We start from the raw sequence: 13572 nt of genomic DNA, 5'->3' as shown, positions 1-13572 counted from the left end.
CCATGCCGCGTTTCCTCGCTCCGCTGCTGTTGCTGTGCCTGACCTTCAACGCCCACGCCGACAGCTACATCACAAGGCTTTTGAACAAACCGGTGCCGGGCGGCGTGGCGGTGGTCGACCTGGGCAGCGCCGCCCAGGCGCCCAAAGCCACGTATCAGGGCAAACCGGTGCTGGTGGTCAAGGAGCAGAACAACTGGCTGGCCATCGTCGGCGTGCCGCTGACGGTCAAGCCGGGCGTGCAGCAGATCAGCAGCGCCGGCCGCAGCCTGAACTTCACGGTGGGCAACAAGAAGTACCCGGAACAGCACATCACCCTGAAGAACACCCAGCAGGTCAACCCGAACCCGGCCAACCTCAAGCGCATCGAAGGCGAACTGGCCGAGCAGATCAAGGCCTACCGCAGCTTCAGCCCGAACACGCCGAGCAACCTGCTGCTGGACAAGCCCGTCAACGGGCCGCTGTCGAGCAAGTTCGGCGTGCGCCGCTTCTTCAACGGCGAAGAGCGCAATCCCCATGCGGGCCTGGATTTCGCGGTGCCGGCCGGCACGCCGATCAAGACCCCGGCGGCGGGCAAGGTGATCCTGATCGGCAACTACTTCTTCAACGGCAACACGGTGTTCGTCGACCACGGCCAGGGCTTCATCAGCATGTTCTGCCACATGTCGAAGATCGACGTGACCAACGGCCAGCAACTGGCCCGCGGCGCGGTGGTGGGCAAGGTCGGCGCCACCGGCCGGGCGACCGGGCCGCACATGCACTGGAACGTCAGCCTGAACGATGCGCGGGTGGATCCGGCGATCTTCATCGGCGCGTTCCAGCCCTGAAGCGGCGGCGAAAACGCCGGCCTCATCGCGGGCAAGCCCGCTCCCACAGGGATCTTCGGTGATCCGCGATACCTGTGGGAGCTGGCTTGCCAGCGATGGCGGCAGTCCAAGCGCCGCAGGACATGATTAAGACAGTTGCTCCCACAGGGTCGGCAACTGACCTGAATCTTGTGTGCGACATCAATCACGGTGGGAGCGGGCTTGCACCCGGCGGCGATCCGACGATGGCGATCTGGACATCAGCGCGACACCCCGGAAAACCGGCGCTTTTTATCCCCACAACCCGGTATCCGCCAATTGCGCCGACCCAAAACAGTGCGCAATCATTCAGAAATTCAGCGCCACCCAGCACAATAAAATCTCGCGAATCCCCGTTTTCCGAGTATTCCTCTCAAATTTTTCCGACTGCTTGCCATCCTCCCCCCTCGCGGTTAGGGTTGAGGACATGAAAACCTCTCACACCCTTATTCAGCTTCGCCAGCACCGCAGCCTGTGCCTCGTCAGCGCACGACTGCCGGGCTGAATCGCTGCGCCTCGTCTCTGCTTCTCTCCGAACATTCGTTCCACCGGCAGGCCGCCTCTTTTCGGCCCAGACAATAAGGAATTCCCCGATGAGCATGCTCAAAGACCCGTCTTCGAAATACCGCGCGTTTCCCGTGATCAACCTGCCGGACCGCACCTGGCCGTCGAAGACCATCGACGCCGCGCCGATCTGGTGCAGCTCCGACCTGCGTGACGGCAACCAGTCGCTGATCGAACCGATGGACTCGGCGAAAAAGCTGCGCTTCTGGAAAACCCTCGTGCAGGTGGGCGTGAAGGAAATCGAGGCCTCGTTCCCGGCCGCCTCGCAGACCGACTTCGACTTCGTGCGCACCCTGATCGAAGACGGCCACATCCCGGACGACACCACCATCCAGGTGCTCACCCAAGGCCGCGAAGACCTGATCGAGCGCACCTTCGAGTCCCTGCGCGGGGCGAAGAAAGCCATCGTCCACCTGTACAACGCCACCTCGCCGTCGTTCCGCCGCATCGTGTTCAACCAGGACAAGGACGGCATCAAGGCCATCGCGGTCAACGCCGCCAAGCTGTTCGTCAAATACGCCGCGCAGCAGCCGGAAACCGAGTGGACGTTCGAATACTCGCCGGAAACCTTCAGCGCCACCGAGCTTGAGTTCGCCAAGGAAGTCTGCGACGCGGTGATCGAGGTCTGGAACCCGACGCCTGAGCGCAAGATGATCCTCAACCTGCCGGCCACCGTCGAGTGCGCGACCCCGAACGTGTACGCCGACCAGATCGAATGGTTCGGCCGCCACATCAACCGCCGTGACAGCGTGATCATCAGCCTGCACACCCACAACGACCGCGGCACCGGCGTGGCCGCCACCGAGCTGGGCCTGATGGCCGGCGCCGACCGCGTCGAAGGCTGCCTGTTCGGCAACGGCGAGCGCACCGGCAACGTCGACCTCGTCACCGTGGCCCTGAACATGTACACCCAGGGCGTCGACCCTGAGCTGGACTTCTCCGATATCGACGGCGTGCGCAAGGTCGTCGAGGAGTGCAACCAGATTCAGGTGCACCCGCGCCACCCGTACGTCGGCGACCTGGTGCACACCGCGTTCTCCGGCTCCCACCAGGACGCGATCCGCAAGGGCTTCGCCCAGCAGAAGTCCGACGCCCTGTGGGAAGTGCCGTACCTGCCGATCGACCCGGCCGACATCGGCCGCAGCTACGAGGCGGTGATCCGCGTCAACAGCCAGTCCGGCAAGGGCGGCATCGCCTACCTGCTGGAGCAGGAATACGGCATCAGCCTGCCGCGCCGCATGCAGATCGAGTTCAGCCAGGTCGTGCAGCGCGAGACCGACCGCCTGGGCCTGGAAATGACCGCCCAGCAGATCCACGCGTTGCTCCACACCGAGTACCTGCAAGCCAACACCCCGTATGCGCTGGTCAGCCATCGCCTGCAGGAAGAGAACGGCCACAGCGCCGTCGAAGTGGAAGTGGCGAGCAAGGGCCAGGGCGAGACCAACCTGCACTGGCGCGGCAAGGGCAACGGCGCGCTCGAAGCGCTGGTGGCCGGCCTGCCGATTCCGGTGGAGATCATGGACTACAACGAGCACGCCATCGGCGCGGGCACCAACGCCAAGGCCGCGGCCTACATCGAGCTGCGGGTGAACGGCGAACGTGCGGTGCACGGCGTCGGCATCGATGAAAACATCACCACCGCCAGCTTCAAGGCCCTGTTCAGCGCGCTGAACCGCTCCCTGAGCCAGCCGGAAGCGAAAGCCGCGTAACCGGCCGCCGCCATGCAAAAGGCCCCAGGGTGCGAACCCTGGGGCCTTTCTTTTTGCCGGCTGGTTTTGTGTCGGCCGCCTCAGGTGAACTCGAACGTGTCCGCATCCAGGTTCGCCGGGAAGCGCTCACGGTAGGCCGCCAGCGGCGCCGCCTCCAGCACGACCCGGAACACCCCGTCCGCCTCACCCGCCGCCAGCAGGGTTTCGCCCTGGAAGTCCAGCACCTGGCTGTCGCCGGTGTAGGCGAAACCCTTGCCGTCGGTGCCGACGCGGTTGACCGCCGCCACGTAGCACAGGTTCTCGATGGCCCGCGCCGGCAGCAGGCGGTTCCAGTGCTGCCGGCGGGCGCCCGGCCAGTTGGCGGTGTACAGCAGCAGGTCGGTGTCCTGGGCGTCGCGGCTCCACACCGGGAAACGCAGGTCGTAGCAGATCAGCGGACGCACGCGCCAGCCCTTGAGCTCGAACTGCACCTGACGCTCGCCCGGCGTGTAGTGGTTGTGCTCGCCGGCCATGCGGAACAGGTGGCGCTTGTCGTAATGCAGCACCTCGCCGTCCGGCCGCGCCCACAGCAAGCGGTTGCGGTGGCTGCCGTCGGCGGCCTGGATGATCACGCTGCCGGTGACCACTGCATCCAGCTTCGCCGCCTGGGCCCGCAGCCATTTGCTGGTCGGGCCGTTTTCGGCTTCGGCCAGCGTCTCGGACGCCATCGAGAACCCGGTGGTGAACATCTCCGGCAGGATCACCAGGTCAGCCCCGCGGGCCTGCTCCAGCAGCGCCTCGAAATGCTCCAGGTTGGCCTGCCGGTCGTGCCAGGCCAGGCTGGTCTGGATCAACGCCACATCAAGGTCGGGCAACGCACTCAGATCACGCATAGTTTTGCCGCCGCTTCGCGCAGCGTCTCCTCGCGTTTGGCAAAGCACAGGCGCACCAGGCGCTGGCCTTGCGGTGGATGCTGGCAGAACACCGACACCGGGATGCTGGCCACGCCATGCTCGCGGGTCATCCACATCGCCATCTCGACGTCGTTCAGGTCGGGACGGATCTGCGAATAGTCGACCAGTTGGAAATAGGTGCCGGCCACCCGGGTGAAGCGGAACCGCGAAGGCGCCAGCAGATCGCAGAACAGGTCGCGCTTGGCCTGGTAGAACGCCGGCAGTTCTTCGACATGCTCAGGATGCGCGGCCATATAGTCGGCCAGGGCGTACTGCAAAGGCGTCACCCCGCAGAAGCTGACGTACTGGTGCACCTTGCGCAGCTCGGCGCTCAGGGCCGGCGGCGCCACGACGTAGCCGGTCTTCCAGCCGGTGACGTGATAGGTCTTGCCGAACGAGCTGACCACGAACGCGCGCTGATACAGCTCCTCGTGGGCCAGCACGCTGACGTGGGCCACGCCGTCGTACACCAGGTGTTCGTAGACTTCATCGCTGATCACGTAGATGTCGCGGTCACGGATCAGCTCGGCCAACCGGTCGAGCTCGGCACGGCTGATCAGGGCGCCGCTCGGGTTGTGCGGGGTGTTGAGGATGATCATCCGCGTGCGCGGGCCGATGGCGGCGCTGAGCCGGTCGAAATCGATGGCGAAGTCGTCCAGGCCGAGCTGGACGTGCACGCAACGGCCGCCGGCCAGTTCCACCGCCGGCTCGTAGCTGTCGTAGGCCGGGTCGAACACGATGACTTCGTCGCCGCTGTGGATAACCGCCTGGATGGCGCAGAAGATCGCCTGGGTCGCGCCGGGGGTGACCGTCACTTCGCTGTCGGCATCCACGTCGGCGCCGTAGCTGCGGGCGATCTTCGCCGCGATCTGCTGGCGCAGCGCCGGCAGGCCGGTCATCGGCGAATACTGGTTATGGCCGTTGGCGATGTGGCGTCCGACGGCGTCGCGCAGCGCCTGCGGGCCGTCGAAATCGGGAAAACCCTGGGACAGGTTGATCGCTCCGGTCTGCGCCGCGAGCTGAGACATCTGCGTGAAGATGGTGATGCCGACATTCGGCAGCTTGCTGGTGATCATCAAGGTTCCCTGCTCTGCACCCGGCTCTGACGTCGGCGCGGGAGTGCCCGAGGATAGCCCATCCGCCGCCCATGAAAAAGGGCGCCAAACGGCGCCCTTCCCGGAACTCCCGAAGGGGAGCCGCAAGCGTTGGATCAGCGCTTGTCGCGGCGCTTCTTCTCGGCTTTCTTGTGGTGCGACATCAATCGACGCTTCTTGTTGACCTGGCGGTCGGTCAGCGTGTTCTTGTTGCCTTCGTACGGGTTCTCGCCGCCCTTGAACTCGATGCGGATCGGCGTACCGACCAGCTTCAGCACACGGCGGTAGGTGTTCTCCAGGTAGCGCACGTACGACTTCGGCACTTTCTCGATCTGGTTGCCGTGGATCACGATCAGCGGCGGGTTCGCGCCGCCCAGGTGGGCATAGCGCAGCTTGATCCGGCGACCGTTGACCATCGGCGGCTGGTGTTCGCTGACCGCGTCTTCGAGGATCTGGGTCAGGCGGCTGGTCGGCCAGCGGGTGACCGCCGACTTGAACGAGTTCTGCACCGAACCGTAGAGGTTGCCCACGCCGGTGCCGTGCAGCGCCGAGATGAAGTGGATGTCGGCGAAGTCGACGAAGAACAGCCGGCGCTCCAGCTCGGTCTTCACGTAGTCACGCTCGCCCGGGGTCATGCCGTCCCACTTGTTGAGCGCGATCACCATCGCCCGGCCCGCCTCGAGGGCGAAGCCCAGCAGGTTGAGGTCGTGGTCGACCACTCCTTCGCGGGCGTCCATCACGAAGATCACCACGTTGGCGTCCTTGATCGCCTGCAGGGTCTTCACCACGGAGAACTTTTCGACTTCCTCGTGGATCTTGCCGCGCTTGCGCACACCGGCGGTGTCGATCAGCGTGTACTTCTCTTCGTTGCGCTCGAAGGGAATGTAGATGCTGTCGCGGGTGGTGCCGGGCTGGTCGTAGACGATCACGCGCTCTTCGCCGAGCATGCGGTTGACCAGGGTCGACTTGCCGACGTTCGGGCGACCGATGATGGCGATCTTGATGCCGTCCTTCTCGCTCGGGCCCGGAATGCGCTTGGCTTCCTCGCCTTCGGCGACCTCTTCGTCCTCTTCGCCTTCCTGCGGCTCGTCATCATCCTTGGGGAAATCGCCCAGGGCGATCTCCAGCAGCTGGGTGATGCCGCGGCCGTGGGCACCGGCGATCGGGATGGCGTCGCCCATGCCCATCGGGGCGAATTCGGCGCGGGCCATTTCCGGGTCGATGTTGTCGACCTTGTTGGCGACCACGAAGGAGCGCTTGTTACGTTTGCGCAGGTGCTCGGCGATCATCTGGTCGGCGGCGGTGAAGCCGGCCTTGGCGTCCACCAGGAACAGGACGACATCCGCTTCTTCGATGGCCAGCAGCGACTGCTCGGCCATCTTTTCGTCCATGCCGTACTCGTCGCCGGAGATGCCGCCGGTGTCGATCAGAATGTAGGAGCGCCCTTGCCACTTGGCCTCACCGTACTGGCGATCACGGGTCAGACCGGACAGGTCGCCGACGATGGCGTCGCGGGTCCGGGTCAGGCGGTTGAACAAGGTGGACTTGCCGACGTTCGGTCGGCCCACCAGGGCGATTACGGGAACCATGCGGCTCTCCACTGCGTTAATTCAGAAAATACAAAAGCCGCTGCGTGGCAGCGGCTGGTGCTCGGGGCTGCTCTGCGGGGGGCTGCCGGCGAAAAAACGTACCGCCGGGGCAGCACGCGTCATCGTTGACGCCCTTCGCGGGCAAGCCCGCTCCCACAGGTGAAGCCGCTTGGGGAATTCCCCAAGCATAGTTGTTACTTGATGGTCAGGGCTTCCAGTTTGCCGCTGTTGCCATACACATAGATCGTATCGCCCACCACCAGCGGACGTGCACGCAGGCCGTCGCTGTCGATGCGCTCACGGCCGACGAAACGGCCGTCCACCTGGCTCAGCAGGTGCAGGTAACCTTCCAGGTCACCGACTGCCACATAGCTGGAGAACACTTCCGGCGCCGACAGTTGACGGCGGGCCAGCGAATCGTTGCTCCACAGCGCGGTGGTGGAACGCTCGTCGACGCCTTCGACGGTGCCCGAGGACAGGCTCACGTAGACGCTGCCGAACCCCTGGGCCAGGCCGGCGTAGCTCGACGCGTCGCGCTGCCACAGCTGACGGCCGCTTTCCAGGTCCAGCGCCGCGACGCGGCCCTGGTAGCTGGCGACGTACAGGGTGCCGCCGGACAGCAGCAGGCCGCCGTCGATGTCGACCACACGCTCCAGCTCGGAACGGCCCTGCGGGATCGCGATGCGCTGCTCCCAGACCGGTACGCCGTTGGAGATGTCCACCGCGACCACCTTGCCGGTCGACAGGCCAGCCACCGCCAGGCGGTTGGTGACGATCGGCGCGCTGGTGCCGCGCAGGGTCAGCACGGCCGGGGTGCTGTCATACACCCAGCGCTGGTTGCCGGTGGAGGCGTCCAAGCCGATCAGACGGTCGTCCTGGGTCTGCACCACCACCACGTCGCCGTTGTTGGCCGGCGGCGCGAGGACTTCGCTGTTGACGCGCGAACGCCACTTCTCTTCGCCGTTGACGGCATCGAGCGCGACGACTTCGCCGCGCAGCGTGCCGATCAGCACCAGGCCGTAACCCACGCCCACGGCGCCGGACACCGGCAGCTCCAGGTCCTTTTTCCACTTCACGTCGCCGTTGCTGCGGTCCAGGCCCATCACGATGCCGGTCACGTCGGCGGCGTAGATGCTGTCACCGTCGATCGCCGGCACCAGCATGTTGTAGGTTTCGCCCTGACCGTCACCGATCGAGCGGCTCCACTGCTTGTGCAGAACCACTTCCTCTTTGAAGTCGGTCAGTTCGGCCGGTGGCAGTTCCTTTTTGCTGTTGCTGCTGCAACCCGCGGCCAGAATGGCCAGAGCCAGCACTGCTGCATGCTTCCAACCGATCACGTCACGCATCCCCTTTGGCCAGGTCGTCCAGCTTGATTTGAAGGCCACCGACCGCCGCGTCGTCCGACAGCGCCGCCTTGGCTTTTTGATACGCCGCGTTCGCTTCGTCGGTACGGCCCAGCTGCACCAGCAGGTCGCCCTTGAGTTCTTCGCGGGTGGCCAGGAACGCCTTGTCGGCGTCGCCTTCGAGCAGCTTCAGGGCCTCGTCGGCCTTGTTCTGCGCACCCAGCACCTGCGCCATGCGCTGACGGGCGATTTCGCCCAGCGCCGGGTTGGCCGGTTTGTCGATGATGGCCTTGAGCTCGGTCGCCGCATCGTCCAGCTTGCCGCTGTCGACGGCCACCTTGGCCACGAACAGGTTGCCGTACTGCGCGTAGGCGCTGCCGCCGAATTCGCTGTTGAGCTTGCCGGCCAGGTCCGTGACGCGGGCGGCGTCAGGCTTACCGTCAGGGGTCAGCGTGGTTTCCAGCAATTGCTGGTAGAGCACCGAAGCGCCCTGCGCCTGGTTGCTCTGGTACTTGTGAAAAGCCTGCCAGCCGAACACGATGACCAGCGCCAACAGGCCGCCGGTGACCAGAGGTTTGCCGTTGCGTGCCCACCAGTCCTTCAAATCCGCCAACTGTTCGTCTTCGGTACTCGACACCCCAATACTCCTTTGATCGCTAATTCGGCTGTTTGACAGCTTCAACCCTGCACGACGCAGGTGGCCAGGTGCGCAGCGAGCGCATCCCAGCCGATGTTTTGTTGTTCGCCCTGGCCACGCAGGGGTTTGACGCCGACGGTGCGCTGGGCCATTTCGTCGTCGCCGAGGATCAGCGCGAACAGCGCGCCGCTCTTGTCGGCCTTCTTGAACTGGCTCTTGAAGCTGCCGGCGCCGGCGTTGACCTGCAGGCGCAGGTTCGGCAACGCGTCACGCACGCGCTCGGCCAGGGCCAGCCCGGCCAGCTCCGCCTCTTCGCCGAAGGCGCAGAGGTAGACGTCCACCTGCCGGGAGATCTCTTCCGGGATCTGCTCCAGGGTTTCCAGCAGCAGCACCAGACGCTCGATGCCCATGGCGAAACCGACGCCCGCGGTCGGCTTGCCGCCCATCTGCTCGACCAGGCCGTCGTAACGGCCGCCGGCGCACACGGTGCCCTGGGCGCCCAGCTTGTCGGTGACCCACTCGAACACGGTCTTGCTGTAGTAGTCGAGGCCGCGAACCAGTTTCGGGTTGAGCACGTACGGAATGCCGACGGCATCCAGACGGGCCTTCAGGCCTTCGAAGTGCGCGCGGGACTCGTCGTCCAGGTAGTCCGCCATCTTCGGCGCACCGACCAGCACGGCCTGGGTGTCGGCGTTCTTGGTGTCGAGCACGCGCAGCGGGTTGGTCTTGAGGCGACGCTGGCTGTCCTCGTCCAGTTTGTCGTGGTGCGCCGAGAGGTACTCGACCAGCGCATCGCGGTAACGGGCGCGTGACTCGCTGGTGCCCAGGCTGTTGAGCTCGAGCTTGACCGCATCGCGGATGCCCAGCTCGCCCCACAGGCGCCAGGTCAGCACGATCAGTTCGGCGTCGATGTCCGGGCCGTCGAGGTTGAACACTTCCAGGCCGATCTGGTGGAACTGGCGGTAACGGCCTTTCTGCGGACGCTCGTGGCGGAACATCGGGCCGATGTACCACAGCTTCTGAACCTGGCCACCCCCGGTGATGCCATGTTCGAGCACAGCGCGCACACAGGCGGCGGTGCCTTCCGGACGCAGGGTCAGGGAGTCGCCGTTGCGGTCCTCGAAGGTGTACATCTCTTTTTCGACGATGTCGGTCACTTCGCCGATCGAGCGTTTGAACAGCTCGGTGAACTCGACGATCGGCATGCGGATCTGGCGATAGCCGTAGTTGTCCAGCAGACGCGAGACGGTGCCTTCGAAATAGCGCCATACCGGTGTCTGCTCGGGCAGGATGTCGTTCATGCCACGGATGGCTTGCAGAGACTTGCTCACAAAGATTCCTTAATTCGTTCGATCAGCCGCGCGCGATGACCGCTGCGTCGGCTTCGACCTTTTCGGCCGCCTTCTCGCGGATCAGCTTTTCCAGCTCGTCCACCAGATTGTCGTTCGTCAGTTTCTGCGACGGCTTGCCGTCGATGTAAATCAGGTTCGGCGTGCCGCCGGTCAAGCCGATATGGGCTTCCTTGGCTTCGCCCGGGCCGTTGACCACACAGCCGATCACCGCGACATCCAGCGGCACCAGCAGGTCTTCGAGGCGCCCTTCCAGCTCGTTCATGGTCTTGACCACGTCGAAGTTCTGCCGCGAGCAGCTCGGGCAGGCGATGAAGTTGATGCCTCGGGAACGCAAATGCAAGGACTTGAGGATGTCGTAGCCGACTTTCACTTCCTCGACCGGGTCGGCCGCCAGCGAGATGCGGATGGTATCGCCGATCCCTTCGGCGAGCAGCATACCGAGGCCCACGGCGGATTTCACCGTGCCCGAGCGCAATCCGCCGGCTTCGGTGATGCCCAGGTGCAGCGGCTGGACGATTTCCTTGGCCAGCAGGCGGTACGCTTCGACGGCCATGAACACGTCGGAGGCCTTCACGCTGACCTTGAAGTCCTGGAAGTTCAGGCGTTCGAGGTGCTCGACGTGACGCAGGGCCGACTCGACCAGCGCGGCCGGGGTCGGCTCGCCGTACTTCTTCTGCAGGTCCTTTTCCAGGGAGCCGGCGTTGACGCCGATGCGGATCGGGATGCCGCGGTCGCGGGCCGCATCCACCACCGCGCGCACGCGGTCTTCGCGGCCGATGTTGCCCGGGTTGATCCGCAGGCAGTCGACGCCCAGTTCGGCCACGCGCAGCGCGATCTTGTAGTCGAAGTGGATGTCCGCCACCAGCGGCACCTTGACCAGTTGCTTGATCTTGCCGAACGCCTCGGCGGCGTCCATGTCCGGCACCGACACCCGCACGATGTCGACGCCGGCGGCTTCCAGACGGTTGATCTGGGCGACGGTGGCGGCGACGTCATTGGTGTCGCTGTTGGTCATGCTCTGCACAGCGATGGGCGCATCGCCGCCCACCGGCACATTGCCGACCCAGATCTTGCGCGATTCGCGCCGTTTGATTGGAGATTCGCCGTGCATGACTTATTGACCCAACTTCAGGCGAGCGGTCTCGCCACTGGTGAACGGAGCCACATCGACCGCTTGGCCGTTGTAGCTGACCTGCGCGCCGCGGGCATAGCCCAGGCGCACGGCAAACGGTGGCTTGCCGGCGACAGCCAGGCTGTCGCCCTTGCGCTTCAGGCCGCTGAACAGCACCTTGCCGCTGCCGTCGGTGACTTGCGTCCAGCAATCGGCGGTGAACTGCACCTGAACCTGACCCTGGCCGGCGACAGGCGCCGCCGGAACGGCCGCAGCGGCGACCGGCGCAGACGCCTGAACGGCCGGTGCCACCGGAGCGGCAACGGTTGGCGCAGGCGTTGCCGGGGCCACGGGAGCAGGCGTCGCAGGGGCAGCGGCGACAGGGGCCGGCGTGTGAACCGGAGCGACAGGCGCCACAACCGGTGCGACCGGAGCGGCAGCAGCGGGCGCAGGCTGCGGAGCGACGGCTTCGGTGCCGGCCGACTCAGCGGCGGTTTCGGCCTGAGGCAGCGCCAGCGGGGCCGAAGCCTCGGCCTGGCCTTCTTCGACGGCCTGGTCTTCCGGCTCGTCCAGCGGATGGATCTGGGTGGTGCCGTCGGCGCCTTCGACTTCGACGTGCTCCGGGGCCAGGCCGATCAGGTCCTTGGTGCGCAGCGAGGTCTGATCCTGCCACCAGACGAAACCGCCGCCGATGACCGCGATCAGCAGCAACAGGCTGACGATGCGCAGGATGGTGTGGGAAACCCGCACAGGCTCCTCGATCCGGCCCAGGCTATGCACATTGCTGCCCTGGGAGTCGGTGCCGGTGGACTGGTCGAACTGCTGAACCAGGACGGCCTGGTCCATGCCGAGCAATTTGGCGTAGGCGCGAATGTAGCCGCGAGCGAAGGTATGCCCCGGCAGCTTGTCGAACGCGCCGGCCTCGAGGTTGCTCAAGGAAGTCACGGTGAGGTTGAGCTTGAGGGCCACTTCGGCCAGCGACCAGCCATTGCTTTCGCGGGCCTGGCGCAAGGTCTCACCGGGGTTAACGCGAGTCGCTGCTACAACTTCGGGATGCGCCGCTTTCATCATTGCTCCGACAGGTATTGCTGATATTCCGGCGTACCGGGATAGAGTCGTTTTAGTTGCAGGCCGTAACTGGCGGCCTTGTCGCGATCATCAAACACTTTCGCCAGGCGCACGCCGAGCAGCAGGCTACGCGCATTCTGCTCGGACAACTGGCTGTAACGGTCGTAATAGTCTCGCGCGGGCACATAATGCCTGTCTTCGAAGGACAACTCAGCCATTTCCAGCAACGCACGCGGTTGCTGGCGGTTCAGGCGCAGGGCCTTTTCCAGCTGTTGCTGCGCCACGTCGCGCTGACCGAGCTTCGCCGCCGTCATGCCGAGGTTCTCGAACACCCGGGAACGCTCAGGATACAGGGTATCGGCGGCCGCCTGCTCAAATCGCTCGTAGGCGTCCTTGTAACGCTGCTGCTCGTAGAGAAAACTGCCGTAGTTGTTGAGGATCCGGGCATCGGCGGGACGGGCGGACAGCGCCTTGCGAAAGTGCTCGTCGGCCAGCTGAGGCTCAAGCTCGGCCTGGAACACCAGCGCCAGCGCGGCATTGGCGTCGGCATCCGAGCCGTCCAGCTCCAGGGCCTTCTTCAGCGGCACCTTGGCCCGCTCGGTCATACCCTGTTGCAAATAACCCAGTCCCAACTGCACGTACGCAGCCCGCGCCTCGTCGCGGCCCTTGCTGGTCTTCATCGGGTTGTAGTCGCCCGACAGGACACAGCCAGCACACAGGCTGGCCAACAGCAACAGCAGCGCGAAGCGCAGGGACATAGAGATCCTCTCTTAGTGAGTGTTCGCGGCGTTCTGCGCCAGATCACCGTCGGCGCTCAATTCGCGCACCGCGATGTAGCGTTCGCTGCGACGGGTGCGATCCAGCACCTGTCCTACCAATTGACCGCAGGCGGCGTCGATGTCCTCACCACGGGTGGTGCGCACGGTGACGTTGAAGCCTGCGTGGTGAAGCTGATCCTGGAACCGGCGGATGGCGTTGTTGCTCGGCCGCTCGTACCCGGAATGCGGGAACGGGTTGAACGGGATCAGGTTGATCTTGCAGGGGATGTCCTTGAGCAGCTCGATCATCTCGACCGCATGCTCAAGCTTGTCGTTGACGTCCTTGAGCAAGGTGTACTCGATGGTCAGCACACGCTTCTCGCCCAGGGCGGACATGTAGCGCACGCACGAGTCGAGCAGCATCTTGAGCGGATATTTCTTGTTGATCGGCACCAATTGGTTGCGCAGTGCGTCGTTCGGTGCGTGCAGGGACAACGCCAGGGACACGTCGATGTGCTTGGCCAGCTCATCGATCATCGGCACCACACCCGACGTGGTCAGGGTCACGCGGCG

11 protein-coding genes and 1 pseudogene are annotated in these 13572 nt (G+C 64.9%); 2 read left to right on the top strand and 10 right to left on the bottom strand.

The window, feature by feature from the left end:
- The first annotated feature begins 2 nt into the window (after window positions 1-2).
- Together ACIP0B_RS19325 and leuA are read left to right on the top strand one after the other, a co-directional pair.
- Window positions 3-824 carry a peptidoglycan DD-metalloendopeptidase family protein gene (locus ACIP0B_RS19325; protein ID WP_400835111.1) on the top strand — a complete coding sequence of 274 codons (822 nt, stop codon included), beginning with the start codon at window positions 3-5 and terminating at the stop codon, window positions 822-824.
- Window positions 825-1435: 611 nt separating this feature from the next.
- Entirely contained in the window at window positions 1436-3115 is a 1680-nt protein-coding gene (leuA, locus tag ACIP0B_RS19320) for a 2-isopropylmalate synthase (protein ID WP_085586652.1), read from the top strand.
- Between the two features lie 80 nt (window positions 3116-3195).
- Here leuA and ACIP0B_RS19315 read toward each other — a convergent pair whose 3' ends face one another.
- The 10 genes and pseudogenes from ACIP0B_RS19315 to ACIP0B_RS19270 all read right to left on the bottom strand — a co-directional run.
- On the bottom strand, window positions 3196-3987 hold the full coding sequence (locus ACIP0B_RS19315; RefSeq protein WP_400835108.1) for an amidohydrolase: 792 nt from the start codon (window positions 3985-3987) through the stop codon (window positions 3196-3198).
- On the bottom strand, window positions 3975-5123 hold the full coding sequence (locus ACIP0B_RS19310; protein ID WP_400835105.1) for a pyridoxal phosphate-dependent aminotransferase: 1149 nt from the start codon (window positions 5121-5123) through the stop codon (window positions 3975-3977). Before ACIP0B_RS19310 ends, ACIP0B_RS19315 begins: the two co-directional genes overlap by 13 nt.
- Window positions 5124-5257: 134 nt before the next feature.
- Window positions 5258-6730: a ribosome biogenesis GTPase Der gene (der, locus tag ACIP0B_RS19305; RefSeq protein ID WP_085586650.1), complete on the bottom strand. Its 1473-nt coding sequence runs from the start codon at window positions 6728-6730 to the stop codon at window positions 5258-5260.
- 194 nt (window positions 6731-6924) lie between these two features.
- Window positions 6925-8076, bottom strand: coding sequence for an outer membrane protein assembly factor BamB (gene bamB / locus ACIP0B_RS19300; RefSeq protein WP_400835100.1), 1152 nt, complete (start codon window positions 8074-8076; stop codon window positions 6925-6927).
- Window positions 8069-8710, bottom strand: coding sequence for a tetratricopeptide repeat protein (locus tag ACIP0B_RS19295; RefSeq protein ID WP_400835097.1), 642 nt, complete (start codon window positions 8708-8710; stop codon window positions 8069-8071). The genes bamB and ACIP0B_RS19295 overlap by 8 nt, the downstream gene beginning before the upstream one ends.
- Window positions 8711-8751: 41 nt before the next feature.
- A complete protein-coding gene (gene hisS / locus ACIP0B_RS19290) occupies window positions 8752-10041 on the bottom strand; it encodes a histidine--tRNA ligase (RefSeq protein ID WP_085586647.1) in 1290 nt (429 codons plus the stop codon).
- 22 nt (window positions 10042-10063) lie between these two features.
- Complete coding sequence (gene ispG, locus ACIP0B_RS19285) at window positions 10064-11173, bottom strand: flavodoxin-dependent (E)-4-hydroxy-3-methylbut-2-enyl-diphosphate synthase (protein WP_007956680.1); 1110 nt, start codon at window positions 11171-11173, stop codon at window positions 10064-10066.
- A gap of 3 nt (window positions 11174-11176) precedes the next feature.
- Window positions 11177-12241 (bottom strand): RodZ domain-containing protein, encoded by a 1065-nt coding sequence (locus ACIP0B_RS19280; protein ID WP_400835093.1) that lies wholly within the window; start codon window positions 12239-12241, stop codon window positions 11177-11179.
- A complete protein-coding gene (pilW, locus tag ACIP0B_RS19275; RefSeq protein ID WP_400835090.1) occupies window positions 12241-12999 on the bottom strand; it encodes a type IV pilus biogenesis/stability protein PilW in 759 nt (252 codons plus the stop codon). The genes ACIP0B_RS19280 and pilW overlap by 1 nt, the downstream gene beginning before the upstream one ends.
- Before the next feature lie 12 nt (window positions 13000-13011).
- Window positions 13012-13572 (bottom strand): annotated as a pseudogene (locus tag ACIP0B_RS19270) (23S rRNA (adenine(2503)-C(2))-methyltransferase RlmN); the annotation flags it as partial.

The organism is Pseudomonas sp. NPDC089534, from assembly GCF_044749305.1.
Lineage (GTDB): Bacteria > Pseudomonadota > Gammaproteobacteria > Pseudomonadales > Pseudomonadaceae > Aquipseudomonas > Aquipseudomonas ekonensis.
The sequence above is the reverse complement of the archived record's forward strand: the minus strand, read 5'-3'. Positions and strand labels throughout refer to the sequence as shown.